The 25554-nt window shown below is 37.3% G+C and carries 22 protein-coding genes, 2 pseudogenes and 1 other annotated feature; of the genes and pseudogenes, 20 read left to right on the forward strand and 4 right to left on the reverse strand.

Annotation, left to right across the window (positions count from 1 at the left end; genetic code table 11):
* The first annotated feature begins 194 nt into the window (after nt 1–194).
* From V192_RS0113320 to V192_RS0113340, 5 genes are all read left to right on the forward strand, one after another.
* Nucleotides 195–1034: a PRD domain-containing protein gene (locus V192_RS0113320; protein ID WP_025872517.1), complete on the forward strand. Its 840-nt coding sequence runs from the start codon at nt 195–197 to the stop codon at nt 1032–1034.
* Nucleotides 1035–1161: 127 nt separating this feature from the next.
* Nucleotides 1162–3009 carry a beta-glucoside-specific PTS transporter subunit IIABC gene (locus V192_RS0113325; protein WP_025872519.1) on the forward strand — a complete coding sequence of 616 codons (1848 nt, stop codon included), beginning with the start codon at nt 1162–1164 and terminating at the stop codon, nt 3007–3009.
* 184 nt (nt 3010–3193) lie between these two features.
* Nucleotides 3194–4663 (forward strand): glycoside hydrolase family 1 protein, encoded by a 1470-nt coding sequence (locus V192_RS0113330; protein WP_025872521.1) that lies wholly within the window; start codon nt 3194–3196, stop codon nt 4661–4663.
* A gap of 186 nt (nt 4664–4849) precedes the next feature.
* Nucleotides 4850–5437 (forward strand): ATP-dependent Clp protease proteolytic subunit, encoded by a 588-nt coding sequence (locus V192_RS0113335; RefSeq protein ID WP_025872523.1) that lies wholly within the window; start codon nt 4850–4852, stop codon nt 5435–5437.
* Nucleotides 5438–5583: 146 nt separating this feature from the next.
* Nucleotides 5584–6018 (forward strand): hypothetical protein, encoded by a 435-nt coding sequence (locus tag V192_RS0113340; RefSeq protein ID WP_025872525.1) that lies wholly within the window; start codon nt 5584–5586, stop codon nt 6016–6018.
* Nucleotides 6019–6416: 398 nt separating this feature from the next.
* Here V192_RS0113340 and V192_RS21660 read toward each other — a convergent pair whose 3' ends face one another.
* Together V192_RS21660 and V192_RS0113350 are read right to left on the reverse strand one after the other, a co-directional pair.
* A complete protein-coding gene (locus V192_RS21660; RefSeq protein ID WP_086312285.1) occupies nt 6417–6578 on the reverse strand; it encodes a hypothetical protein in 162 nt (53 codons plus the stop codon).
* A 32-nt stretch (nt 6579–6610) separates the two neighbouring features.
* The gene (locus V192_RS0113350; RefSeq protein WP_025872528.1) at nt 6611–6967 is read right to left on the reverse strand and encodes a hypothetical protein; all 357 of its coding nucleotides are present in this window, start codon (nt 6965–6967) and stop codon (nt 6611–6613) included.
* Between the two features lie 150 nt (nt 6968–7117).
* Nucleotides 7118–7377: a binding site (T-box leader), on the forward strand.
* Between the two features lie 138 nt (nt 7378–7515).
* On the opposite strand from V192_RS0113350, the pseudogene V192_RS20235 reads away from it, so the two are divergent.
* The 6 genes and pseudogenes from V192_RS20235 to V192_RS0113385 all read left to right on the forward strand — a co-directional run bounded on the left by V192_RS20235 (nt 7516) and on the right by V192_RS0113385 (nt 14733).
* Nucleotides 7516–8795: pseudogene (locus V192_RS20235) on the forward strand (O-acetylhomoserine aminocarboxypropyltransferase/cysteine synthase family protein).
* Between the two features lie 572 nt (nt 8796–9367).
* On the forward strand, nt 9368–10891 hold the full coding sequence (locus V192_RS0113365) for a 2-isopropylmalate synthase (protein WP_025872530.1): 1524 nt from the start codon (nt 9368–9370) through the stop codon (nt 10889–10891).
* The gene (leuB, locus tag V192_RS0113370) at nt 10891–11937 is read left to right on the forward strand and encodes a 3-isopropylmalate dehydrogenase (protein WP_025872532.1); all 1047 of its coding nucleotides are present in this window, start codon (nt 10891–10893) and stop codon (nt 11935–11937) included. The genes V192_RS0113365 and leuB overlap by 1 nt, the downstream gene beginning before the upstream one ends.
* A gap of 1 nt (nt 11938) precedes the next feature.
* Nucleotides 11939–13315 (forward strand): 3-isopropylmalate dehydratase large subunit, encoded by a 1377-nt coding sequence (gene leuC / locus V192_RS0113375; protein WP_025872534.1) that lies wholly within the window; start codon nt 11939–11941, stop codon nt 13313–13315.
* Nucleotides 13315–13902 (forward strand): 3-isopropylmalate dehydratase small subunit, encoded by a 588-nt coding sequence (gene leuD / locus V192_RS0113380; protein WP_025872537.1) that lies wholly within the window; start codon nt 13315–13317, stop codon nt 13900–13902. Before leuC ends, leuD begins: the two co-directional genes overlap by 1 nt.
* Before the next feature lie 78 nt (nt 13903–13980).
* Nucleotides 13981–14733 (forward strand): methyltransferase domain-containing protein, encoded by a 753-nt coding sequence (locus V192_RS0113385; protein ID WP_025872539.1) that lies wholly within the window; start codon nt 13981–13983, stop codon nt 14731–14733.
* Between the two features lie 92 nt (nt 14734–14825).
* Here V192_RS0113385 and V192_RS0113390 read toward each other — a convergent pair whose 3' ends face one another.
* Nucleotides 14826–16727 carry a PfkB family carbohydrate kinase gene (locus V192_RS0113390; RefSeq protein WP_025872541.1) on the reverse strand — a complete coding sequence of 634 codons (1902 nt, stop codon included), beginning with the start codon at nt 16725–16727 and terminating at the stop codon, nt 14826–14828.
* A 365-nt stretch (nt 16728–17092) separates the two neighbouring features.
* Between V192_RS0113390 and V192_RS0113395 the strand changes: the two genes are divergently transcribed.
* From V192_RS0113395 to rbsK, 9 genes are all read left to right on the forward strand, one after another.
* Nucleotides 17093–17728, forward strand: coding sequence for an ECF transporter S component (locus tag V192_RS0113395; RefSeq protein WP_025872544.1), 636 nt, complete (start codon nt 17093–17095; stop codon nt 17726–17728).
* 24 nt (nt 17729–17752) lie between these two features.
* The gene (locus tag V192_RS0113400; protein ID WP_025872546.1) at nt 17753–18541 is read left to right on the forward strand and encodes an energy-coupling factor transporter transmembrane component T; all 789 of its coding nucleotides are present in this window, start codon (nt 17753–17755) and stop codon (nt 18539–18541) included.
* Between the two features lie 13 nt (nt 18542–18554).
* Nucleotides 18555–19061, forward strand: coding sequence for an energy-coupling factor ABC transporter ATP-binding protein (locus V192_RS22310; RefSeq protein ID WP_239644685.1), 507 nt, complete (start codon nt 18555–18557; stop codon nt 19059–19061).
* Between the two features lie 2 nt (nt 19062–19063).
* Nucleotides 19064–19405, forward strand: coding sequence for an ATP-binding cassette domain-containing protein (locus V192_RS22315; RefSeq protein ID WP_239644686.1), 342 nt, complete (start codon nt 19064–19066; stop codon nt 19403–19405).
* On the forward strand, nt 19405–19815 hold the full coding sequence (locus tag V192_RS22320; protein ID WP_029948270.1) for an energy-coupling factor ABC transporter ATP-binding protein: 411 nt from the start codon (nt 19405–19407) through the stop codon (nt 19813–19815). The genes V192_RS22315 and V192_RS22320 overlap by 1 nt, the downstream gene beginning before the upstream one ends.
* Nucleotides 19816–19856: 41 nt before the next feature.
* Nucleotides 19857–20210 carry an ATP-binding cassette domain-containing protein gene (locus tag V192_RS22325; RefSeq protein WP_025872549.1) on the forward strand — a complete coding sequence of 118 codons (354 nt, stop codon included), beginning with the start codon at nt 19857–19859 and terminating at the stop codon, nt 20208–20210.
* A 118-nt stretch (nt 20211–20328) separates the two neighbouring features.
* Nucleotides 20329–21768 carry an MFS transporter gene (locus tag V192_RS0113420; RefSeq protein ID WP_025872551.1) on the forward strand — a complete coding sequence of 480 codons (1440 nt, stop codon included), beginning with the start codon at nt 20329–20331 and terminating at the stop codon, nt 21766–21768.
* 202 nt (nt 21769–21970) lie between these two features.
* The gene (locus V192_RS0113425; RefSeq protein WP_025872553.1) at nt 21971–22924 is read left to right on the forward strand and encodes a nucleoside hydrolase; all 954 of its coding nucleotides are present in this window, start codon (nt 21971–21973) and stop codon (nt 22922–22924) included.
* A gap of 50 nt (nt 22925–22974) precedes the next feature.
* Nucleotides 22975–23877 (forward strand): ribokinase, encoded by a 903-nt coding sequence (gene rbsK, locus V192_RS0113430; RefSeq protein ID WP_025872555.1) that lies wholly within the window; start codon nt 22975–22977, stop codon nt 23875–23877.
* 150 nt (nt 23878–24027) lie between these two features.
* On the opposite strand, the pseudogene V192_RS20245 reads toward rbsK, so the two are convergent.
* Nucleotides 24028–25318 (reverse strand): annotated as a pseudogene (locus V192_RS20245) (ISL3 family transposase).
* Between the last annotated feature and the right edge of the window lie 236 nt (nt 25319–25554).

Raw genomic sequence — 25554 nt, forward strand, 5'->3', positions numbered from 1 at the left:
GTTTTTTATATTCCAAGAAATTAATGAAATAAAAAATTTAGAAAATAGAGATTGACAGCGCTATCTTGATATGATAAATTAATGACATAGAACAACAGGAGTGTAACTGATACGATCAGGCACCACCAAGTCTATTGTAGTCTTATTTAACTACTTTAGTTTGGTGTTTTTTTGTATTTTGGGAGGTGATGGCCATGTACGTGACGGTAAAATCGCTAAATAATAATTTAGTTTTAGTCGTTGATGAAAAGCACGAAGAATTGATTCTTTTTGGGAAAGGCGTTGGGTTCAAAAAGAAAAAAGGCGATATCATTGAACCGAGTATGGCTGCCAAAGTCTTTCAAATGCAAGAAAGTCAGCCATTCTCTAAGATGCTAGAAGAAATATCACCAGAAGTACTGTCAGCAACTGGAAAAATCATTCAGATGGGAGAAGAATATTTAGAACAAAAGCTAAACTCAACAATTTTGATTTCGTTAGCGGATCATCTACAATTTGCTATTGAACGGCAACAAAACAATACTCAACTAGATGAGAATACACTTCGTTGGGAAATCAAGTTCCTTTATTATAAAGAGTTTGAAGTAGGGAAAAAAGCCCTGACAATAGTAAAAGAAGAACTTGGTGTAGGGTTATCGGAAACAGAAGCTTCGTTTATTGCCTTACATTTTGTGAATGCTCAAGATAATTTTGAGTCGAAGCATGATGCAATTTTAATTGCCAAAATCACGAAAAGTATGGTAAAAATCATTCAATCATTATTTGGCGTATCTTTAAACAAAGAAAGTGTCAATTACTCACGTTTTGTTACCCATATTCGATACTTTATGAATCGACAATTGCATAATAAAGAGGAGATGAAACAAAGCGATGCCAAATTGTACACAATCATTCAAGAGCAATATCAAAAAAGCTATGCGTGCGCATTGATGATCAAAGAGTTATTGAAAAGAGAGTACGATTTAAATGTTAACGATGATGAAATGATGTATTTGATCATTCATATCGAACGTGTCGTATTTGAAGTAAAATAAAAAATTCAGCTAGGCGTGTAACGAAAAGGCATTAACCTAGGTGATCTAAATGGACGATCCTTAAAATTGGGATGGATTCTTTAGATCACCTAGGTTTTTATTTTAAAAAATGAACGGAGGGCGTTTGATGAACTATGAAAAAATGGCGCAGGAAATTTTAGAAAACGTTGGAACAACAGCAAATATCAAAGATGGAACACATTGCTTTACACGATTAAGATTATATATTGAAGACAAAAATAAAGTTGATTTGAATGCACTAAAAGCCATTGATGGTGTGATAGATGCCAGATTTCAAAACGGGCAGTTGCAAGTGATCATCGGTAGCAATGTGGATAAAGTTTATGACAAAATCAGTCCATATCTAACAGCTACGAAAGGAGCAAGCAGCGAAAAACAATCGTTTTTTGACAATATTTTTACAACGATTGCAGCGATTTTTACACCTATTTTACCTGCAATAATTGGAGCCGGATTGATGAAAGGAATTTTGCCTTTATTGGTTATGCTTCATCTCATCAAAGAAGGGAGTGATACCTTTCAGATTCTGACGATCATCGCAGATACAAGTTTTTATTTTTTACCAGTTCTGATTGCTGTGTCTGCTTCTAGACGTTTCAAAGTGAATGAATTTTTAGGTGTCACATTAGCATGTTCATTGCTTTATCCAACAATTTTAAATGGGGAAACAACGTTACAGTTATTTCATTTCATTCCGATTCCAGTGATGAGCTATACCTCTACGGTGATTCCAATTATTTTAGGGGTTTGGGTAATGAGTTATGTTTATCAAATGGTAGATAAGATTGTACCTAGTGTTGTAAAGATGATTTTTACACCGTTACTGGTTTTATTGATCATGATTCCATTGACCTTAGCTTTGTTTGGTCCAATTGGCTTTTATGTCGGCAAAGGCTTAGCGACTGTTTCTGTTTGGTTAGCGGCAAAGGTGCCATTTATCTATGGATTAGTTTTAGGAGGGCTGTATCCTTTAATTATTATGACCGGTATGCATTACGCGTTTTTCCCAATGATGTTGGAAAATATTTCCAGATTGGGCTATGAGAATGGTTTTTTACCAATTAGTCTATTTGCCAATGTTGCAATGGCTGCTGCTACTTTAGCTATTGCTTTTAAAGTTCAAAACAAAGACATGAAAGAAGTTTCCTACTCATCGGCTATTTCAGCCTTATTCGGAATCACCGAACCCGCATTGTATGGCGTCATTTTGAAATATAAAAAAGCTTTATATGCGGTCATGATGGCTGGTGGTATTGTCAGTGCTGTTATGGTGACTATGGGGGTCAAAATGTTTTCTTTTGTCGCTCCTGGAATTCTCTCATTACCCGTTTTTGTAAATCCAGATGGTTCATCTAGTAATATTATTATTGCTCTTGTAGGTGTACTAGCTACTGCTGTTTTAGCATTTATACTGACTGTAGTGACTAAAACTAATTTTGAAGTAGATACTGACACAGAAAAAGCAAGGAATCAAGTTGTTGCTATAAATGAAAAAGAAATTGGTACGGTTTTAGCGCCCGTATCTGGAGAAGTAAAGACTTTAGCAAGCTGTTCAGATCAGATTTTTTCAGAAGCAATCATGGGAAAAGGGCTCGTTATTTTGCCAGATGATGGGATGATTTTTGCTCCATTTTCTGGAGAAATAAGTGCTATTACACCTGAAAAACATGCAATTGGCCTCACATCAACAGATGGTGTGGAATTATTGATCCATGTAGGGATCGATACCGTTGACTTAGGAGGGAAAGGCTATAAATCCTTCGTTTCACAAGGGGATACGGTCAGTGTTGGTCAGCAACTGCTTGCATTTGATCTTGATTATATTAATGAGCAGGGCTACTCGACTGAAGTACCAATTATTGTGACAAATACGCCTGATTTTTTTGAAGTTGTTCCAATTTTGAAGGATGAACCTGTTTCAGTTGGGGATGATTTGATTACCATTTTAAATTAGCGACTTATTGAAAAAAGAGGGATAGGAAGAGATGCCGAAAATTTTTATGTGAGGTGAGTCAAATGCAGTAAATAGTAGGTATGAATGCTCATAATCAGACGAATAGTTCTGATGATTGCTTAAAGAAGATCAAGATCGCACTAATGGGACTCAGTAAAAAATAATAACTATAGGAGGAAATACGATGAAAGAACTACAAACAGGTTTTCCAAAAGACTTTTTATGGGGGGGAGCGACAGCGGCCAATCAAATTGAGGGAGCTTATTTAGAAGGAGGTAAAGGACTATCCACATCAGATTTGGTCTCATATAAAGATCCTTATAAAACTGGGAAAGTCGACAATTTTACTTTTAATGTTGATTCAAAAGAATTAGAAGAATATTTATCAAATCCAGAAAAATACCTATTTCCAAAACGTTGGGGTATTGATTTTTATCATCGTTATAAAGAAGACATTGCATTGTTTGCAGAGATGGGTTTTAAAGTTTTCCGCTTATCAATTTCATGGGCACGGATTTTTCCAACTGGATTAGAAGATGAACCAAACGAAGAAGGATTAGCATTTTACGATAAGGTTTTTGATGAATGTTTAAAATATGGAATTGAACCGTTAGTGACGATGTCACATTATGAAATGCCAATCACTTTAACACAAAAATATAATGGCTGGATCAGTCGGGAACTTATTCCTTTATTTGAAAAATTTGCTTGTACGATTTTAGAAAGATACAAAAGTAAAGTAAAGTATTGGATTACGTTCAATGAAATGAACATGACATTAAACAGTCTATACACAGGTTCTGGTATTTTAGAAGATTTAGTAGAGAATAAATTACAAGCAGCTTATCAAGCTTCTCATCATCAATTTTTAGCTAGTGCTTTAGCGGTGAAAGCAGCCCGGAAATTAGCACCAAATGCGAAAATCGGTTGTATGATCAATCAAATTGAAGCATATGCAAGAACAACTAAACCAGAAGATCAACTACAAGCAGTTAAATCCAACCAGTTAAATATGTTTTTCCCAGACATTCAAGCAAGAGGAACCTATCCAAGTTATATGGCGCGTTATTTTAAAGAAAATGATGTCCACATTCAGATGGATGAAAAAGATGAAGAAATTCTCAAAACAGGAACAGTCGATTTCGTAGCAATTAGTTATTATATGTCCCATGTTACAGAGGCACGAAAAGATGCTGCAAAACTAGCCGTAACATTTGATAGTCCAATCAAAAATGACTATTTAGAACTATCTCAGTGGGATTGGCCCATTGATCCGATTGGCTTACGTATCTCCTTAATGAAACTGTATGATCGTTATGAATTACCATTATTTGTTTGTGAAAATGGATTAGGTGCCAAAGACATTTTAACACCAGAGGGAACCATTCACGATGAATACCGCATCGATTATATTAAAAAGCACATTGAGCAAATGAAAGAAGCCATTGAAGATGGTGTTGATTTAATGGGATACACGACATGGGGCTGTATCGATTTGATCAGTTGTGGTACATCACAAATGTCTAAGCGTTATGGATTCATTTATGTAGATCAAGATGATCAAGGAAACGGCTCACTTGCGAGAATACCAAAGGATTCTTTTTATTGGTATAAAAAAGTTATTCATAGTAATGGGGAAGATTTAGCGAATTAATTTTTATCGAAATAGAAGAGAAATCCATTGTCTAAGGGATGTCTCTTCTATTTTTAACATCTGTCTAAGCCTTGATTTTGACTAAGGCTTTTTTTAAGGTCAAAACAAGTCAAAAAAGTGGACAAATTTTCAGATTGCGGTATTATTAATATAGATATTTAGCTTTAAACTATGGAGGTTACAAATATGAACTATTTAGATGAAAATGAAGAAACAGAAGAAAAACAACAACCTAATGCGTTTATGAAAAAACTTTTTGAAGAACGAACAATTTTGATCTACGGTGAAATCAATCAAGATCTAGCACGAGAAGTGACTTCTCAATTATTGCTACTTGCAGCAATGGGAGATGAACCAATCAAGATTTTCATTAACAGTCAAGGTGGACATGTTGAAGCAGGAGACACGATCCATGACATGATCAAATTTGTAAAACCGGAAGTGATCGTGGTTGGTACTGGTTGGGTTGCAAGTGCGGGTATTACGATTTATTTAGCTGCTGAAGCGAAAAATCGATACAGCTTACCAAATACTCGTTATATGATCCATCAACCTGCTGGTGGAGTACAAGGTCAAAGTACAGAGATTCAAATCGAAGCCAAAGAAATCATCCGCATGCGTGAACGCGTGAATCGTTTGATCGCTGAAGCAACAGGTCAAACTTACGAAAAAATCGCAAAAGATACAGATCGTAATTTCTGGATGTCAGCTGACGAAGCTAAAGACTATGGTATGATTTCTAAAATTATCAAAACAAGTGATGAAATTAAGTAAACTTATAAAAAAACTGCAAACATAAAAATGTTTGCAGTTTTTTGTCTTAAAATTAGCAGAAAAATATTCTTTTACAGATTCTTCTTGTCATTCACCCCTGAAAAAGTGTAAAATTGAGTGATTACTAAAAGAAAGTAGGAAAGACAGTGAAACCAAATTTAGGCTATTATGTTCAAAACATCAATGATATTGTCAAAGAAACAGAAGAAGTCGGCGAAAAAATGAACGAGTATTATGAAGAAGTTCGTACAGCGATCGATGAAGGAAAAGTAACTGAATTAGCACCCGAAAGAATTGCTGAAATTCAACGTATTTTCCAAGATGGAACAAAAGAATATACAATCATGTTGGAAAAAGTGACTAAATTACGTCCACCAGCGCGTGTGATGGGCATTCATAAAAAATTTGAACGTTCATACATTGAATATTTAGCAGGTTGCAACGAAATGATTTTATCTTTAGATCCTGAAAAAGGTATAGATATTGATCTTTTCAATAATTCTGAAGAAAAACAAGATAAAGCAACTGACGATATTTCATTTGCAATCACACGAATGAGCAATCTTTTGTTGAAAAAATAAAAAATAAATGAAAAATTGACAAAAAATAGCAATGTTTAATTTCTTTTTAATGTTATTTTTAGTAGACAAAGGAAAAAATCTGTTGTATTATATATTCATACCAACAACAACCTTTTTATTTTTCATTTTACTCTTATTGAGTAATACTCCTTTTCCATCGGCCTTTTCAGCCGGTGGTTTTTTGTTTTTCAGGATTTTTATTATTTCATTAATAGATGTTTATCTTTTATATTTTAAAATATGTTAAGTTATTTTATGTATATTGAATTGATTCTAAAAAAATGTTTCTTTGTTGAATGATAAAAAATCAGATTACTTTAAAAAATAGAAAAAGCCTAAAGTAAAAACAATTAAGTTTTACTTTAGGCTTTAAAAAATCCAACTACAATTCATTCGCATTAATTCTCTACATTACGAACATAATCATCAAAATACTGAACGAGGTCAGCTTTGATTTTTTGGTATTCCGCTTCTGTGTATTCACGTTCTTCGATCGTTCCATTAAAAAATGGAATTTCTAACTCTTCGCGCAAGCGATCTACAACTTCGCTTTGATCCATTTGGGCACCTTCTTTACCTGTTGTCTACTCTATTATAAAACATTAAAATCATTCGTCAACTGCTCAAATGAATCTTTCATAGCGGTTAACTTATTATAAAGTAGGATGCTGTCATCATCTTCAAGGAAAAAGACTTGTTTCAATTCAAAATAGAAATCTTCAAAGGCTTTAAAAAAAGGTTGTACTTCTGAGGCAGTCAACTCGCTGTTGCTGTAATAGAAAACACGTACACTGTGATAATAAGTGAACACTTCGTTGATATTCAAAAGAATACGAGTATCCTCAGGACGCGGACGGCTAGTGACTAAATCATATAAAGATAAGCTTTTCGTGTGAATTTCAGATAGATAAGATAAAAGTAGTTCTACTTTTTGGTTATTCGTTGACATTAAATCGACCTCCAATTTCTCTAATTATAATAAAAAATGGAAAGAAAGAGAAATAGGACACTCAATTTAACGGAAATAATTTTAAAAATTAAAATATAAGAAAAATAAGTTGACAAAAAAATGAGAATACTCTAATATGAGTATCAATAATAAAACTCATTGAAAAGAAGAGTACACAAGCAGACATTATATCTGATGAATTGGTTTAACGATTCATTGGAACGAGAGAGCTTTCGTTTGGTGGAAGAAAGCAATGAACACTTGTCGAAAATGATCTTGGAGAGGAAAAATCCGTTTGATTTTTACGGCCGCTACCGTTAACAAGGCGCCAAATCAAGAAGAAATTCTGCGTTTGGATCGAGATGGAATTAATTTCCAATAAAGGTGGTACCGCGATAGTCGCCCTTTACTAGTATACAACTAGTAGAGGGCGACTTTTTTAGTTTCTTTTTAATGAGAGTAAATAGAAAGAGGGGGCATTATGCAAGAAGGTGACATGTGTATCAATAACATAAAAAAAATAGAAAATAGAAAAGGAATGAAGCATAATGACAAACTCTAACTACAAATTCGAAACAATCCAAATCCATGGAGACACACGCCAGATAAAGAAACGAATGCAAGAGCGGTTCCAATTTACCAAACAACTTCTTATACGTTTGACGATACCCAAGATGCAGCTGAAAAGTTTGCATTATCCAAAGCAGGAAATATCTATACACGAATCACAAATCCTACAACTGCGGTGCTAGAAGATCGTTTGAATGAACTAGAAGGTGGTGTTGGAGCGGTTGCGGTCGCTTCTGGAACGGCAGCTATTACTTATGCGATCCAAAACCTTGCAAGTAGTGGAGACCATATTGTCTCAGCATCAACGTTATATGGTGGGACTTTTAATTTATTTGCCCATACATTACCAGAGTTTGGAATTACAACAACATTTGTTGATCCAGATCAGTTGAGCAATTTTGAAGCAGCCATCAAAGCAAATACTAAAGCAATTTTTATAGAAACTATTGGCAATCCGAGCACGAATGTAGCAGATATAGAAGCTATTGCAGAAATCGCGCATAAACATGATCTTCCGTTGATTGTTGACAACACGTTTGCAACAGCTTATTTAAATCGTCCATTTGACTTTGGCGCTGATATAGTTGTTTATTCTGCAACTAAATTTATTGGGGGACATGGTGTAGCTTTAGGTGGTGTCATTATTGATTCGGGCAAATTTAACTGGGCGAATGGAAAATTCCCTAAATTGGTTGATCCAGATCCGAGTTATCATGGACTTTCCTATACACAAGACGTGGGAGCAGCAGCTTATATCACTCGTTTAAGAGTGTCACTATTAAGAGATACAGGAGCAGCGATTTCACCATTCAATAGTTTCTTATTGATTTTAGGGTTAGAAACGTTATCCTTACGATTAGAACGTCATGTAGAAAATGCTTTGGCAGTTGCAGAATTTTTAAATAAGCATCCAAAAGTCGAATGGGTCAACTATCCAGGCTTAACAGACAATAAGTATCATGAATTGGCAAAAAAATATTTACCTAAAGGAGCAGGATCTGTCTTTACGTTTGGTGTGAAAGGTGGAGCTGAGGCAGGAAAAAACTTGATCAACCATGTAGAACTATTTTCACTTTTAGCCAATGTTGGCGATGCAAAATCATTGATCATTCATCCAGCTTCAACCACGCATTCTCAACTAAGTGAAGAAGAATTAACAGCTTCAGGCACTTCACCGGAATTGATTCGTTTATCGATTGGAATCGAGAATAGTGAGGATATTTTGAAAGATTTGGAACAAGCATTAAATAAACTATAAATAAGAAAATCAAGGGTGTGGGACAAAACGAAAAATCAGTTTTGATGTACATTCAAAAACCGAATAAACGGCGAGAAAAAAGCAGCTCCTTCGGAAATAAGAGGGAATTTACAAAAAATTTGAAGAGCACCAAGTAGGTACCAATCATCATCAGTTCGTAAAATCACTGTGATACTTGGCAATTTTCGTAAATTCCTTCTTATTTCTTGGAGTTGAACACTGTTGTCTCAGTCTTTTTCTTAAAAAATTCTCATAAAACTATTGACTTTGAGTTAAAAGTTCTGTATCTTTAACACTATAGTTTGAATTATTCAAAAATTCTGACAATAAAGGATGTTGAAGAAGATGAACAAGCACACAACGACAATTACATTCTTATTATTACTGAAGGACTCATCACACTGATTTCTAGAAACCAGCTGTAGCACAGCTTTTTCTTATCAGACGTTGAGAGTCCTGTTTTCGCATTGCATGAACGGGATGAGCAAAGCATCCCAAGACATGGGGTGTTTTTTTTATAGAAAAATTTAAATGTAATTAAAAAAATGAAGATTTTGAAAGGACGTATGAAAATGAAAAATATCCAATTCTTTGACACCACTCTAAGAGACGGCGAACAAACACCGGGAGTAAATTTCAATACCAAAGAAAAAGTCCAAATCGCCAAACAACTAGAAAAATGGGGCATCGATACGATCGAAGCGGGATTTCCGATCGCATCAGTAGGGGATTTTGAAGCGGTCAAAGCGATCGCTGAAAATGCTGAAAAAATGACGGTCGCAGGTCTAGCTCGCTGCCAAAAAGCTGACATCGACCGGGCACATGAAGCCCTGCAAAATGCTAAACACCCTCAAATCCATGTGTTCTTAGCAACAAGCCCAGTTCACATGGAATTCAAACTAAAAATGACACCAGATGAAGTGATTGCTTCTATTAAAGAACACGTTAGCTACGCTAAAACGAAATTTGAAAAAGTTCAATTTTCACCAGAAGATGCAACCAGAACAGAGAAACAATTTCTATTAAAAGCCGTTCAAACCGCAATCGATGCGGGTGCTACAATCATCAACGTTCCAGACACAGTTGGCTATTCTACCCCAACGGAATACGGGGCACTATTCAAATTTTTGATTGAAAATATCCAAAGCGACCAAGAAATTATTTTCTCTTCACATTGTCACGATGACCTAGGAATGGCGACGGCCAATGCCTTAGCGGCTATCGAAAATGGCGCTCGTCGAGTGGAAGGAACGATCAACGGTATCGGCGAACGAGCTGGTAATACGGCCCTTGAAGAAGTAGCTTTGGCGCTATATATCAGAAAGGATTTCTACGACGCCCAAAGCAATATCACATTAAACGAAACAAAAAGAACCAGCGACCTCGTCAGCCGTTTATCTGGTGTGGCAGTACCAAGAAATAAAGCAATCATCGGAGCAAATGCCTATGCGCACGAATCAGGTATCCATCAAGATGGCGTGCTGAAAAATCCGGATACGTACGAAATCATCACACCTTCACTTGTTGGGGTAAACGAAAACTCATTGCCACTAGGCAAACTTTCTGGTCGCCATGCGTTTGCTACAAAAATGGAAGCTCTAGGTTACCAACTAACGGAAGAAGAACTAAAGGATGCCTTTAAACGGTTCAAATCACTAGCTGATAAAAAGAAACAAGTTACAGAAGATGATCTAATTGCACTAATGGTTGGACAATCGCAAGAATGCAGTGAAGATTACCGCTTAGAACGTGTTCAACTACAATACGTTTCTGACGGCAGCCAAGGAGCGATCGTTTCCATCAACACAGGAGCAGACGAAAGTAAAACAGAATCAGCGATCGGTTCTGGTAGTATCCAAGCAATCTATAATTCGATTGATAAAATATTCGTCCAAAAACCAGAACTAAAAGAATATTACATCAAAGCCATCACAGGTGGAGAAGATGCCCAAGCAGAAGTGCATGTAACCTTAGCAGATACTGAAAACAACAAACAATTCAATGGCATCGGCATTGATTTTGATGTCTTGCAAGCTTCAGCGAAAGCTTATGTCAAAGCCAGTGAACAATTTCAAAAAGAAGTGGGGAAAGCTTAATGAGTAAACGAATCGTAGCATTGCCAGGAGATGGCATTGGAGCAGAAATCATGGATAGCGCACTAAACATTTTAGCTGAAATCATGGTTCAGGATAATTTGGATTTTGATATCGAACGCTTTGCCTTTGGTGGCGCTGGTATCGATAAACAAGGCGATCCCTTACCAGAAGAAACCTTAAACGCGTGTGAAAAAGCCGATGCGATCTTACTAGGTGCAATCGGCGGTCCAAAATGGGACAATGCGCCAAAGCGTCCTGAACAAGGCTTACTTGGTTTAAGAAAAGCTCTGGGGCTCTTTGCCAATATCCGTCCAATCTCCGTACCGGATGCAGTGGTTCATTTATCTCCATTGAAAGAAGAAAACGTTCGAGGCGTTGATTTCGTTGTTGTCCGCGAACTCACAGGAGGTATTTACTTTGGGGAAAAACAACTAGGTGAAACAGAAGCTTCAGACCTTTGCACCTATTCAAAAGCTGAGATTCAACGGATTATCAGAAAAGCTTTTGAAATTGCTCGTACTAGAAAGAAAAAAGTCACTTCTGTCGATAAAGCCAATGTCCTAGCAACTAGTAAATTATGGCGTCAAACAGCAGAAGAAGTGGCTAAAGAATTTCCGGATTGTATTTTAGAACACCAATTAGTCGATTCAGCGGCGATGGTCATGATCCAAAAACCAAAAGCCTTCGACGTGATCGTCACAGAAAATCTATTCGGTGATATCCTAAGTGATGAAGCATCGGTGATTCCAGGATCACTTGGCATGATGCCAAGCGCTAGCCATAGCGAATCTGGTCCGTCATTATACGAACCAATCCACGGCTCAGCACCAGACATCGCCAATCAAAATATCGCCAATCCAATGTCGATGATTTTGTCGGTTGCGATGATGTTGCGTCAATCATTTGGCTTAGAAAACTCAGCGCAGAAGATTGAAGCTGCTTGTGATCGTGTCATGAATCAAGGAATCCTAACAACAGACTTGGGTGGTAAAGCGACAACTACAGACTTTACCGAAGCCGTATTAAAAGAATTGAGAGGTGCTTAGCATGGGAAAAACACTATTTGATAAACTTTGGGAACAACATGTGGTATCAGGCGTCGCTGGAGAACCACAACTACTTTACGTCAATCTTCATCTGATCCATGAAGTAACGTCGCCACAAGCCTTTGAAGGACTAAGAGAAGCAGGCAGAAAAGTCCGCCGACCAGATAGAACTTTTGGCACAATGGATCATAATGTTCCAACACAGGATATCTTTAATATCACAGACTTGGTGGCAAAAAAACAAATCGAAGCCTTGCAGAAAAACTGTGAAGAGTTTGGTGTAACGCTTTGTGATAACGGCAGTGACCGTCAAGGAATTGTGCATATGGTGGGACCTGAAACAGGGTTGACACAGCCTGGTAAAATCATCGTTTGTGGGGATTCACATACAGCGACACATGGCGCATTCGGAGCCTTGGCTTTTGGTATCGGGACAAGTGAAGTGGAGCATGTTTTTGCCACACAATGTATATGGCAAAATAAACCAAAATCAATGGGTGTAAAAATCACTGGAAAACTTGCAAAAGGCGTATATGCCAAAGATATTATTCTAGCCTTGATCGCAAAATACGGCGTTGATTTTGGTGTGGGACATGCGGTTGAATTTTACGGGGAAACGATTGAAAATCTAACGATGGAAGAACGTATGACGATTTGTAACATGGCCATCGAAGGCGGCGCAAAAATGGGAATGATGGCGCCAGATGAAAAAACCTTTGAATATGTACGTGGCAGAGAATACGCGCCAGAAGATATGGAAGCGGCAATCGCTGATTGGAAAAAACTACCAAGCGATCCTGATGCAACTTATGACGTGGATCTAGAATTGAATGCGGATGAATTGGTTCCTTTCATCACATGGGGCACGAATCCGGAAATGGGTATCCCGATCACAGGCACATTCCCAGAAATCAAGGATATGAATGATGAACGCGCCTATAACTACATGGATCTAAAACCAGGTCAACGTCCATCAGATATTGAAATCGGTTATGTCTTTATCGGATCTTGTACCAATGGTCGACTATCCGATTTGGAAGAAGCAGCACGTATCGTAAAAGGCAAAAAAGTCAAAGAAGGCATTACGGCAATCGTAGTACCAGGTTCAAGACCCGTTCGAAAAGCCGCTGAAAAAATCGGTTTGGATAAAATCTTCACCGAAGCAGGCTTTGAATGGCGTGAACCAGGCTGCTCCATGTGTTTGGGCATGAACCCAGACCAAGTACCAGCTGGTGTTCACTGTGCCTCAACATCTAACCGAAACTTTGAAGGGCGCCAAGGCAAAGGGGCCAGAACGCACCTTTGCAGCCCGGCGATGGCGGCAACAGCTGCGATCGTTGGAACATTTAAAGACATTAGAGAGGAGCTTGGTGCATAATGGAGGCATTTACACAACATATAGGAACCACGGTTCCGCTAATGAACGACAATATCGATACGGATCAAATCATTCCTAAATCATTCCTAAAACGAATCGAAAAAACAGGTTTTGGTGAATTTTTATTTGATGAATGGCGTTACTTACCAGACCGTACACCAAATCCTGAGTTTACATTAAATGAACCACAATATAAAGATGCGACAATTTTGATTTCTGGTGATAACTTTGGTTCAGGATCATCAAGAGAGCACGCGGCTTGGGCATTGGATGATTATGGCTTTAGAGCGGTCATTGCAGGAAGTTTTAGTGATATTTTTTATATGAATGCTACAAAAAATGGCTTACTGCCGATTGTCTTGAAACATGAAGAATTGGAGGCATTGGCTGGACTTGGAGCGGATGAAACAATCACGATCGATTTGCCAGCCCAACAAGTCATCACGCCGAATGGAACATATTCTTTTGAAATCGATAGTACATGGAAGCATAAATTGGTGAATGGGTTGGATGATATTGCTATTAGCTTGACGCATGATGCTGAAATTGCGGCTTATGAAGCGAAGATTCCGACTTATTGGCAATAAGAAATAATAAAAGTGCTACATCGATGAATAAATTTCGGTGTAGCTTCTTTTCATTACATCATTAGGAGCGTGAAATCAATGGAATGGGATGCGAAAAAATACAATACGACACATGATTTTATTTTTAAATATGGTGCAGGTTTATTGGAGTTATTGCCGAAAGAACCAAAAAAAGTGTTGGATATTGGGTGCGGAACGGGTGAATTGACGAGTCAAATGGCGGAACTTGGGCATGAGGTTACAGGGATCGATCAATCAGTCAATATGATCGATCAAGCAAAAGAAAGCTATCCTGATTTGACGTTCTTAAAGGAGGATATTTTAAATCCCTCTGATCAAATTGGCTGGTATGATGTTGCTTTTTCAAATGCAGTTTTTCATTGGATATCGAATCAAGAGTTGTTATTGAAGAATATCAATGAACATCTAAAGGTCAATGGGCAGTTGATTTGTGAGTTTGGTGCTATTGGAAATGTTCAGGCAATCAGAGAATCTTTTGGGCGTGAGTTAAATACATTAGGCGTAGCTTTTGAAGAGCCGTTTTGTTTTACGTCAGTTGAAGACTATCGAGTTTTACTTGAAAAGAAACATTTTGAGGTTGTGGAGATATTGGAATATGAACGGCGGCCGACACCACTTAAAGGTGGGGAATCTGGTTTGAGAGAGTGGATGGAACAGTTTTATACTGTTGAGTTGGGGCAATTGACAGATGATGAGAAAGAGAAGCTATTGGCGAATATGGAGCGAGACTTGAAGAAGAAATTGTGGAAAGAGGATCACTGGGAGGCGGATTATCGTAGGCTTAGGATCACGGCTGTTAAACAGCATTGATAATAAAAGATAGAGTGAAAAAAAAGACCAAAATCAGCACCACTTGATTTTGGTCTTTTTTTGTTCAAATCGTTTACCTGTAAGGAGTAAAGTTATTTTTTTATTAATCCATCTTCTTTTTGTTTGATGTACGTTTCAAGACTGTGTCTGTCGATCAAAGAAGCTACAACACCATCTCGTGTAATACAGAAACCAGCAGCATAAGTTGCAATTTGAACGGCTGCTTTTAAAGAATAACCGTATAAGAGATAAGACGCGAGTGCACTGATAAATGCATCGCTTGCGCCTGTTGTGTCAATAGCTGGAAAGTCAGCAGCTGGGAAATACTCAGCCCAATCAATCGTTTTAACATAACAACCTTGCTCACCCAAGGTAACGATAACCGTTTGAATTCCGTAATTTAGCAGAAAGTCTGCTTTTTCTTCAATTGATGAAAATTCAGGACAAAGTTCGTTCAACTCATCCTCATTTGGAATCAAAATATCAACCAACGACAAAATATTTTCCGGTATTTTTCCATAGGCAGATGGTTTAAAAATAGTTTTAGCTCCATAGTCGTGTGCTAGAGAGCAAGCTTTCGCTACCGTATTCAAAGGAATCTCGGACTGGATCAAACAGTAGCCTGTATTTTCAAATAATTCTTTTTTTTCTTCAATATCTTCTGGAGTGAAGATACCATTAGCGCCTGGCAAGATAGAAATCGTCGAATGACCGTTAGCTGCAACAAAAATATATGCTTTTCCTGTATCGGTATGGGGACGTCGTTTGATTCCTAATGAATCCACACCATACTGGTTTAAGGCAGAATAAACATAATCAGCGTCCAAGTCCGATCCAATATTTCCAATCAATCCAACGCGATGACCGAGTTTGGCAGCACCGATCGATTGATTCACCCCTTTTCCGCCTGGCTGAATAGATGAACTAGAAATAGAAACAGTTTTTCCACTGTTTGGAAGCTTTGGAACAGTAAGATAAGTATCAATATTAATACTTCCAACAACCGTGAGCCTTGGTATATTCAGATTAAAAGGTAAACTGATTGTTGTTCGATTGTTTAAGTGAAAAGCTTGTGCGAATGGCTGTGATTTTTGCTTATTTTGTTCAATCCGATTGACCAATTGGTTACCGATATAAGTACCAAAGCTAGTATTTTGAATCGCATAAGTTGAAATCTCTGATAACTCAGAAAAGGTCAGTGGCTCTGTTTGATCACTCTTTAAAGAAATCAACGAAATATCTTCTGGTATTTTATAACTAAGTGTATTTACCAATTGATAAAATTCTAAAGCTTTATGATAGTGGGAAGAAACGACTCCTGTGATTTGTCGATTATTAAGTTTCTGAGCCAAATTATCATTCAATTCATCGAAAATCAATTCTTTATCTAGTTTCATATGATTATCAAACAAACACTTTTTATATCCATCTAAAAATGCAGTTGTTCGTCTTCCTTTAGAAAGCAAACAAGCAATTTGAGTATGTTTTTGATCGATCAGCTCTTGTGTGATTTGATAAGCTGCTTCTTCATAAGGAAAACAGATCGCATGCTTTCCACCATTGGGACCGACTGTTAGCAGTGGGATAGAGGCATCTTTAAAATAAGAAGCATAAGACAAACTTAGCTCCGTTAGAGGTTCCCAAATAACGCCATCTACATTTTGTTTACATAAGGAAGTAATGTTTTTTAATTCTTGTTCTTCATCCGAATAATTGTTGAAAACCAAGGTACTATAACCATTACTTTGAGCCGTTTGAATGATTCCATCTAGGGTTGTATCTAATGAAGCAGAAGATTCCAGCAGGACACCAATAATCCAACTTTTAGAGGAACTAGTATTAGCTGAAGCATAGGGTGTGTAATTGTATTCTTTTACAATTTTTAAAACCCGTTCTCTCGTTTCTTTGCTAATACTTTGATCTTTTTGGTTAACGATTTTCGAAACAGTTGAAGCGGAAACACCTGCAATTTTTGCAATATCTTTTATATTCATCACTGTTATTCTCCGTTTCATACGTTATTTAATTTTTTTAAAATCAGATTTTTATAGTTAATATTCAGCACATAGAGTTTTGATTTTATAAAACAATATGTCAGTTAAATTAGATAAAAGTAGTAATTGTATCTGTCAAAATGATGAATCAACCTTGTCTAAATAATAGATAATTAAATCTATTAAGTCAACAAAAATCATTATAGTACTTTTTGTAAGCATTATCATTAATTAGAAAAAATAGTTAAAAATACGTTGACAAATCAGCAAACTGATGTTAAATTCAACTTAAGAAAACGGTTTCCGAAAATATTTTCGTAAATTGGATGGTGCGAACTTTGTGCAAAGAGAATGGAGGGTCGGGGATGAAGAAGAACAAATTTTTAGAAGGGATAAGAAATCAATTTACAACTAAATCTTTAGTTTTGATTCCAATCGCTGTGGGAATCAATTTGATCGGCGGTACACTCTGCTCGGCACTTAAATTGCCGTTATTTTTAGACATGATCGGTACAATTATTATTGCCTGTCTTTCAGGACCTTGGGTAGCCGCCTTGTGTGGGTTACTAACGAATGTTTTTTTAACGCTTGTAGCCAATCCAGTTTATTTTCCTTATTCCGTTGTCAGTATTCTATGCGCCCTAGTTACCGGTTTTATGGTAAAAGCTGGCTTGTTCAAAACAGTTTGGGGAGCTATTTTAACCTGGCTCGCTTGTGCGTTAACAAATACTGTTTCAGCTTCATTGATCACAATTTTTGTTTATGGAGGGGCAACTGGAGTCAATGGCAGTTCTGTCTTTACAGCCGCTTTGATCGCAACGACAAAACAAATTTTCCTTTCGGTCATCTCTACATCAATGCTTGAAAATGTGATTGATAAAGGGATCGTCTTTTTGATCGCTTTCTTACTCGTTCAAAAAATACCCAAACGATTTCTCAGTCAATATGCATTAGGAATGAACGAAAGTGAGCTTGAAGAGGATGAAGAATGGGCGAATTGATAAGAAGTTAGGAGGCGCTAAAACGTGAAGGTTTCAACGACATTCATTCCTCGACATACGGTGATCGAGCGATTGAATCCTATGACAAAAGTATTAGCGGTATTTACACTCGGCTTAAGTACCTTGATTTTTCCAAGTATCTGGTTAGGCTTTGCTATTATTGTTGGTTTATTTATTATTTCATACTTGGCGAAGATTTTGAAACCGTTTACCCGTTTAATGGTAGGATTTGGAATCCCAATTACAGTGATGCTTTTATTTATTCAAGGATTTTATAGTACAAGTAACGTCACGTTTATTGCGGATTTTGGTTTTGCAAAATTAGGACTTGAGGGCGTTTTATATGCCTTGAAAATTGTCACAACACTCTTAGTTTTTATGGGAAGCTTTTATATTATGAATCAAACCACGGATAAAGGTAAACTGGTCGCCGCTTTAACGAATAGTGGCTTGCCACCCAAAGCTGGCTATCTAGTATTAGCAACATTAAATGTAGTACCACAAATGCAAAGACGACTAGCTACGATTCAAGAAGCACAAGAAGCACGAGGCGTTGAAACAGGTGGAACTATTTTTTCTAGGATCAAGTCATACATTCCACTTTTAGGACCTGTGATCATGTCTTCTTTAACAGATGCCCAAGAACGAGGAATGACGCTGGAAACAAGAGGTTTCGGGATTAAAGGGGTGAAACAAACCAGTTATGTTCAGGTGAAAATCAGCAAATTAGACAAACGAATCAATAGTGGGTTGATTCTGTTTTTCCTAATCACACTAACCGTCACTATTTTAATGAAATCTACTATTCTGTGAGAAAGGAGCCGCTATGAACAAGGTGATCGTTGAAGCAAAAAATTTTTCTTATAGATACAATCAGACAAAAAAGAGAGCGTTAAAAAACCTTGATTTTCAAGTAGAAGAAGGGAGCTTCTTTTGTATCATTGGTGCAAATGGTTCAGGAAAATCAACACTTTGCAATGCATTAGTGGGACTGATCCCTCATTATTTTGTTGGAAAAAAAGCGGGTGAAATCATCATTGACGGATTGAAAACGGAAACGAGTACCATCGCAGAGCTATCAACGAGGATCGGTTTAGTTTTTCAAAATCCTTTCAACCAATTATCGTATACGGCAGGAACCGTAGCAGAAGAATTAGCATACGGCTTAGGGAACAGAGGGATCGCACGTGAAGAAATGCATCAAAAAGTTGACTATGTAGCCAAGCTAATGCGGATCGACCAGCTTCTTTCTAACAATCCGTTGGAGCTGTCAGGTGGACAAGTTCAAAGAGTCGCTTTTGGGTCCACTTTTATTTTAGAACCCAAATTTTAGTCTTGGATGAATGTACGACACAATTAGATCCATTAGGCGGCGACGAATTGTTTTCAATCGTCAAAAAATTAAATCAAAATGGCGTAACGGTAATCATGGTAGACCATGATATGGAACGTGTTGCACAAAATGCTGATAAAATCATGGTACTTTCAGAAGGTGAAATCGTAGCGATCGACACACCTCAAAAAATATTTGAAGATCCTGTCATTACAACGTACGGCATTGATGTACCAGATTATGTAAAACTTTCAAAAGCCTTAGCAGAAAAAAATTATACCGATCATGCAATAGAAATCACGGAAGAACCGACCATAGCATTAGTCAAGGAGGCGTTGAAGTAATGGACATTACATTAAAAAAACTTCGCTATGCGTATCCTATAGGAGTTGAAGTCTTAAAAGGGATCGATTTATCTATTAGTGGGACGAAACCTGTTGCCATTATCGGTCAAAATGGAGCTGGAAAAACAACGATCGTGAAACATTTTAATGGTATTTTACGTCCTAAATCAGGTGAAGTGTTGATTGAAGGAGAAAATATCGAACAGCGCACAACAGCACAGTGGGCTAAAAAAGTGGGCTACGTCTTTCAAAATCCAGATGACCAATTATTCTTAGAGACGGTACGAAAAGAATTTACCTTTGGACCTAAACAAATCGGTATGCCTCAAAAAGAAATAGAGGAGCGATTGAACTGGGTAGCTGAATTGGTAGGACTTTCAGATAAATTAGAGGTTCATCCTTCGATTTAAATGCTACGGAAAAGAAATTTTGTACGATCGGTTCGATCATTATGATGAATACAAGCGCGGTCATTTTTGACGAACCAACTTGCGGGCAAGATGTAAGCGGCAATCTAAGGCTACAAATGATTATCCAAAAGTTGAGAGATAAGGGTGTTTTATGTATTGCCATCAGCCATGATATGAAGTTTGTAGCAGACAACTTTGAGAGAATCATCGTTTTATGCCAAGGAGAAATCATTTTAGATGGATCTGCTGACGAGGTTTTTTCAGAAGTAGCAACCCTAAAAAAAAGTTTTGTAACGCCTCCGCCTATTACAAGAGTTGGGCAAGGAGCGGGATTTAAAAAAACAGTCTTTACAACAGAAGCTTTTATGAAAGTCTTTGAAGAGGAAAGGAGATAATCTGAATGTCTAGTGTTATGAGCCAAATTGTTGTAGAAGACGGGTGACTTTTAGTGATAAGGGTCAATAGCAATAGTGTCTACAAAATTATAGAATCGTGAAAGGTGTGGTTGTGGAAATGGCAACTAAAAACGAAGCAGAAAAAGTATTGGGCGTTCCAGTACCAAAGGAAGGCACGGCAGAGTTTGAAAAGATGAATCGCATGGCAAAGCGGGCAATTCCGTTGATCTTGATTATTTTTATTTTTGGAATCCTTGAACAACAAGCATTTGGTATGATTTTTGTTAATATCGGTCAAGAGTTGGGAACGCCAGGATTAGCGCCATTGATTACGTCAATTCCTGGGATTGTGTTAGGTATCGTTTGTGTGATCTATGGTTCATTGGGGGATTTTGTGTCCCTTAAGAAAATGACCTTGCTCGGTGTGAGTATTCTTGTTGTTGGTTCGGCGATTGGCTTTATCTTAGGACCAGTTAGTATTTGGGCAGTTGTGATTGCACGTGTTCTGCAATCAGCTGGCGGACAAGTGGCAGGTTCTGTTTTCTTAGTGTTAGTTTCAAAATATATTGCCAAAGAAAATCGAGTGATCTACTATGGCATTTTCGTTGCTGTCTTTCGATTCTCAGCAGCACTCGGCGTAATTGCAGCAGGTTATGTTACTAAAATCGATTGGCGTTGGTTGTTCGCAGTGCCGTTGATTTCAATTATTTTTATTCCATCATTAGCAAAAAATCTACCAGATGATCGTGCAGAAGGTGCCAATATTGATTGGGGTGGTTTTACCTTGATTGGTGCTTTTGCTGGTGCGATGACGATGTTCTTTACAGATATGAATCTATTTTGGGCAGTCAGCTCAGTGGTGACATTGATCGCTTTTATCGTCTATATCAACAAAGCAAAGAATCCTTTTATTACACCAGAATTCTTTAAAAATCCTGCATTTATTGCAACAATGACGGTTATTTTTGTTGGGTACTTCTTCAGTTATACTTTAAACGCAGGTGTGAATGCGATCGGTTTGAATGTATATGGAATTGATTCGGCTGAGGTTTCAACATTATTAGTTTGGTCAATCTTATTGGCAGCCTTTCTTGGCTTTGTTTGTGGACCAGTGATTAAAAAAATTGGACGCTCTGCAGGGATCATTATGGCCCTTTCCTTTATGGGATTAGGCTTGATTGCCATCGCATTTGCTATCCCTCATGGAAAAGTTTGGGCATTAGCAGTAGCACCATGTATCTATTACTTTGGAACATCGTTCTTTTACTCACCAATCGTTGATACAGCAACATTAACTGTTTCACCAGAAGAATCAGGTCGTGTTTTGGGCGTAAATGATTTAGTTCAAGCTATTACCGGATCAGTTGGTGTGGCAGTGTTCGGCGGCATGATGTCTTCTGGTGCAATGTCAGGTGGAAGTATTGTTGGAGGAACAAGTGGGGATGTGTCAACCTATGCCAATGTGTTTCTAGTCGGTGGTGCAATCGTACTTGCTGCACTAGTTATTTTCCTAGTAACGAAAAAGACGATCTACAGCCATTCAAGAGTGGATGAATAAACCGTTTAGTCTAGCTAATGTGACTGAACTTCACGGACTAGTCAATATGCGGTACTTCGATTTCATCAACGAAGGATTGAAGGTCTTAGAAAAAAATATAAAAAAGTAAACGTGATAAAAGATATCAAAGTAACGTTTTCCTATTCTTTAATCGATACTAAATGGGCCTATTACACTTTCAAACGAGGAGGAAGATAGAATTATGTCAAAAAGAAAAGTTATTTTAGATTGTGATCCTGGTCATGATGATGCCATTGCATTGTTGATGGCGCTGGCATCTGAGGACATTGAATTAGTCGCTATTACGACTTCTGCTGGAAACCAACTTCCAGAAAAAACATTCAATAATACTAGAAAACTCTTAGCATTAACGAATCGAGAAGAAATTCCAGTTGCGATGGGTGCGTTAAAACCGCTTAGAAGAGAACTGATCATTGCAGATGATGTGCATGGTGAAAGTGGGTTAGATGGTGCTGAATTGCCCGAGCCGACAGTAGAAGCAGAAACGATTCGAGCAAATGACTTGATCGCAAAAATTTTAAATGAGAGTGATGAAAAAATTACAATTGTCGCAACAGGTCCTTTAACAAATATAGCGATTTTCTTGCTTTCTCATCCAGAACTAAAAGAAAAAATTGAATTGATTTCTTTCATGGGCGGTGCCTGTTTTGGTGGAAATATCACTCCTCATGCAGAATTCAATATTTATGTTGACCCGGAAGCGGCTGATATAGTAATGAAATCGGATGTTCCTGTTGCAATGTTTGGTTTAGATGTTACGTTAAAAGCTCAATTATTTGAAGAGGACATTAAAGAAATTCGTGAAATCGGCAATCCAGTAGCGACGACAATGGCAGACCTGCTTGATTTCTTCAATCTAACAACGACGGTTCCATTTTTAGCACAAGAAGGACATATTGAAGGGATTCATATGCATGATCCATGTGCAATGGCATACGTGATCGATCCATCTATGTTCAAAGCTTTACCGATGCATGTTGAAGTGGAGACGAGTGAGACCTTATCTTTAGGTAGCACGGTTGTTGATTATGATGATTTATTCAAGAAGGAAAAAAATGTTGTGGTTGGATTTGATGTAGATCTTCCGAAGTTTAAAGAATTGGTGATTCAAACAATCAAACATTTTTCTGACTAAAGAATCATCATACTAGTATGATGCGTTTAAAATGGAGGGACATTCAGCCAATGAACAAAGTTACGATTATAGGGAGTATCAATTCGGATACAACTTTAAGAATGAAGTATCTACCAAAACCTGGCGAAACACTCCACACCACTGAATTATTTACTTCAGGTGGCGGCAAAGGAGCGAACCAAGCAATCGCTGCAAAAAGAAGTGGCGCTCAGACAGCTTTTATTGGAGCTGTTGGAGGGGATGATACAGGAAAAAGAATGCTTACGTTGCTAGAAAAAGAATCCATCGACATATCAGGGATAGAGGTTATTGATAATCAAAGCACAGGGAGTGCCTACATTTTACTTGATAGTTTCGGAGAAAATAGTATTATCATTCATTCTGGCGCAAACAATAGTATAACGAATGCGCAAGTAAATGACTATCAGCACTTAATTGAAGCAAGTGATTTTATTATTGCACAGTTTGAAAGTACACTAGATAGTACGATCCAAGCATTTAAATTAGCCAAACAAACCGGTGTAAAAACCATTTTAAATCCAGCTCCCGCTTTTGAACATATTCCTTCTGAATTATTAGCACATACGGATTTAATTGTACCTAATGAATCGGAAGTTGAAATATTGACGGGAATCAAGATTACCTCCGAACAAAGCATGAAAGATGCAGCTTCTTCTTTTCATGATTTAGGTATCGAATCTGTTGTGATCACTCTTGGCAGCAAAGGAGCCTTCTACGATGTAAAAGGAAAAAATGGGATCATTCCAGCGCTTCAAGTCAAAGCGGTCGATACAACAGCTGCAGGAGATACCTTTATCGGAGCGATGGCGTCCGTTTTACAGAAGGATTTTAGCAATCTGGAAGAAGCAATTAAATATGGAACGAGAGCTGCGGCTTTAACGGTTCAGCGATTTGGGGCGCAACCTTCTATTCCTTACAGCAATGAATTGTAATAGGGTGGTTGATGGTTTGGCAGAGTGTTTTTAGGGTAGGAAATAGATAAAAACTGAAATTTTTATGGCTCTTTGTCAAATCGGACTGATGAGTAGAAATAAGGAGGTTGGTTATTGAAAGAGAAAGGCTTTCGATAACCAACTTCTTTGTTATGTCATTTTTATCAAATCATTCATAAGAAAAATTCGTGTTTTCATATTTTGAAAGGATTTAAAACCATAAGAGACACGTTTCAATGTCTTTATATGTGTATTCATGGCTTCCAGCTTCCCATTTGAATAGGGATAGATCATGGCATTGCGTATTCCCTCTTTATAAGAAAGTAAATGGCTGATTGTGGTCCGAAATGTTTCCTCCAACTGATCTGGAAGTGTCTGTAATTGTTCAAAGAATTGTTCATGATCTTTCCTTCGGAAAGYTTCTGTTAATTCATGAAATACTTGATACGTAAAACGCAGTGCTGGAGAAAAATCAAGGAGTCGATCAATCATCATAGCTTCTGTCAGATAAGGAAATTTAGGTGCTTTAAAACTGCGCCATGTTTTGTAAGTTGAATGATTAATGTTGGCACGATCTTTCAATAAAAATCGCCAATTACTTTTCAATTTATTGGCTAAATTATGCTTATTATCTTGCCTTAATCGGGCAACCTCTTTGATGCGAAAGGTATTAAAGGCGCGATTAAGGTGTTGAACAATATGAAATCGATCAATGACCAGCTTTGCTTGAGAGAATACACGTGGAATCAATTGAAAATAAGCAGCATTCGTATCGGTTACTAAAAATTGTATATTGTCTCGATTTGGACATTTCTGAAAGGAATAAACCAAGTGGTTCACTTTTCTAGAAGGAAGAATATCCACCAACTGTCCGGTTTCTCCGTTGGCACAAATGAAACTCATTTGTCTTCAAGTGATGTATGGGAGCGAAATTCATCTACCATCAGCACAGAGGGGAGATAGGTTGGTTTTCGTGTAGGTAGATAAACTTCTGTACTTTTAAGAATACGAATGACTGTTGTAATGGAGACATGACACAGAGAAGCAATTAATCTAAGAGAAATTTTTTCCTTTAATAAAGCTAGAATTTTGGTATGTACGTGCTTGGCGATAAAACAATGAGGAGACACAAAATAGGATTGAGCTGTCCAATGACGCATACAAGCGCGACAGAAATAGCGTTGTTTCGCCAGTTCCATAACGAGAGGTAATTGGTTAAATGAATCAAACCGAACCCTACTGATTTTGGTTCCATTTTTATTTACTGCTTGTTTTTCAGTAAAGGATCCTTTGTACAGTTACAATGAGAAAAGCAAGGAACTAGTTTGGCTTTAATGACCAATGTTTGTCTGCCTTTTATTTTTTGTTCTAAAACAGCTAAAATCGTGAGATTTTTATCTATGATTCGGAGCATTTTTTTGATAGTATTTAAGCATAGCATATCGTTCCTTCCRTTAGATTTKGTGTGGTAACTTAATCYTATCAGAGAACGATATGTTTTTTATMTAAAAATGAACATTGGGACTGAAGAAAAGTATTTCTACTTTTCACCAGTTCCCATTTATTATAGAGCCGAAATGTTTTGTCAGGATTCTTATTTCTATCACTATCATTTTTCACTCTATCTGTGTATTGAAACACATCTGACTTAAATCAGATGATTCAAGTTAAATACTT

This window comes from Enterococcus crotali, from assembly GCF_000633635.1.
GTDB lineage: Bacteria > Bacillota > Bacilli > Lactobacillales > Enterococcaceae > Enterococcus_L > Enterococcus_L crotali.

Excerpts from the sequence above, each read along its gene's own strand:
- V192_RS0113320 (WP_025872517.1), top strand. The coding sequence starts at position 195 with ATGTACGTGACGGTAAAATCGCTAAATAATAATTTAGTTTTAGTCGTT.
- V192_RS0113325 (WP_025872519.1), top strand. The coding sequence starts at position 1,162 with ATGAACTATGAAAAAATGGCGCAGGAAATTTTAGAAAACGTTGGAACA.
- V192_RS0113330 (WP_025872521.1), top strand. The coding sequence starts at position 3,194 with ATGAAAGAACTACAAACAGGTTTTCCAAAAGACTTTTTATGGGGGGGA.
- V192_RS0113335 (WP_025872523.1), top strand. The coding sequence starts at position 4,850 with ATGAACTATTTAGATGAAAATGAAGAAACAGAAGAAAAACAACAACCT.
- V192_RS21660 (WP_086312285.1), bottom strand. The coding sequence starts at position 6,578 with ATGGATCAAAGCGAAGTTGTAGATCGCTTGCGCGAAGAGTTAGAAATT.
- V192_RS0113350 (WP_025872528.1), bottom strand. The coding sequence starts at position 6,967 with ATGTCAACGAATAACCAAAAAGTAGAACTACTTTTATCTTATCTATCT.
- V192_RS0113365 (WP_025872530.1), top strand. The coding sequence starts at position 9,368 with ATGAAAAATATCCAATTCTTTGACACCACTCTAAGAGACGGCGAACAA.
- leuB (WP_025872532.1), top strand. The coding sequence starts at position 10,891 with ATGAGTAAACGAATCGTAGCATTGCCAGGAGATGGCATTGGAGCAGAA.
- leuC (WP_025872534.1), top strand. The coding sequence starts at position 11,939 with ATGGGAAAAACACTATTTGATAAACTTTGGGAACAACATGTGGTATCA.
- leuD (WP_025872537.1), top strand. The coding sequence starts at position 13,315 with ATGGAGGCATTTACACAACATATAGGAACCACGGTTCCGCTAATGAAC.
- V192_RS0113385 (WP_025872539.1), top strand. The coding sequence starts at position 13,981 with ATGGAATGGGATGCGAAAAAATACAATACGACACATGATTTTATTTTT.
- V192_RS0113390 (WP_025872541.1), bottom strand. The coding sequence starts at position 16,727 with ATGAATATAAAAGATATTGCAAAAATTGCAGGTGTTTCCGCTTCAACT.
- V192_RS0113395 (WP_025872544.1), top strand. The coding sequence starts at position 17,093 with ATGAAGAAGAACAAATTTTTAGAAGGGATAAGAAATCAATTTACAACT.
- V192_RS22310 (WP_239644685.1), top strand. The coding sequence starts at position 18,555 with ATGAACAAGGTGATCGTTGAAGCAAAAAATTTTTCTTATAGATACAAT.
- V192_RS22320 (WP_029948270.1), top strand. The coding sequence starts at position 19,405 with ATGGACATTACATTAAAAAAACTTCGCTATGCGTATCCTATAGGAGTT.
- V192_RS22325 (WP_025872549.1), top strand. The coding sequence starts at position 19,857 with ATGATGAATACAAGCGCGGTCATTTTTGACGAACCAACTTGCGGGCAA.
- V192_RS0113420 (WP_025872551.1), top strand. The coding sequence starts at position 20,329 with ATGGCAACTAAAAACGAAGCAGAAAAAGTATTGGGCGTTCCAGTACCA.
- V192_RS0113425 (WP_025872553.1), top strand. The coding sequence starts at position 21,971 with ATGTCAAAAAGAAAAGTTATTTTAGATTGTGATCCTGGTCATGATGAT.
- rbsK (WP_025872555.1), top strand. The coding sequence starts at position 22,975 with ATGAACAAAGTTACGATTATAGGGAGTATCAATTCGGATACAACTTTA.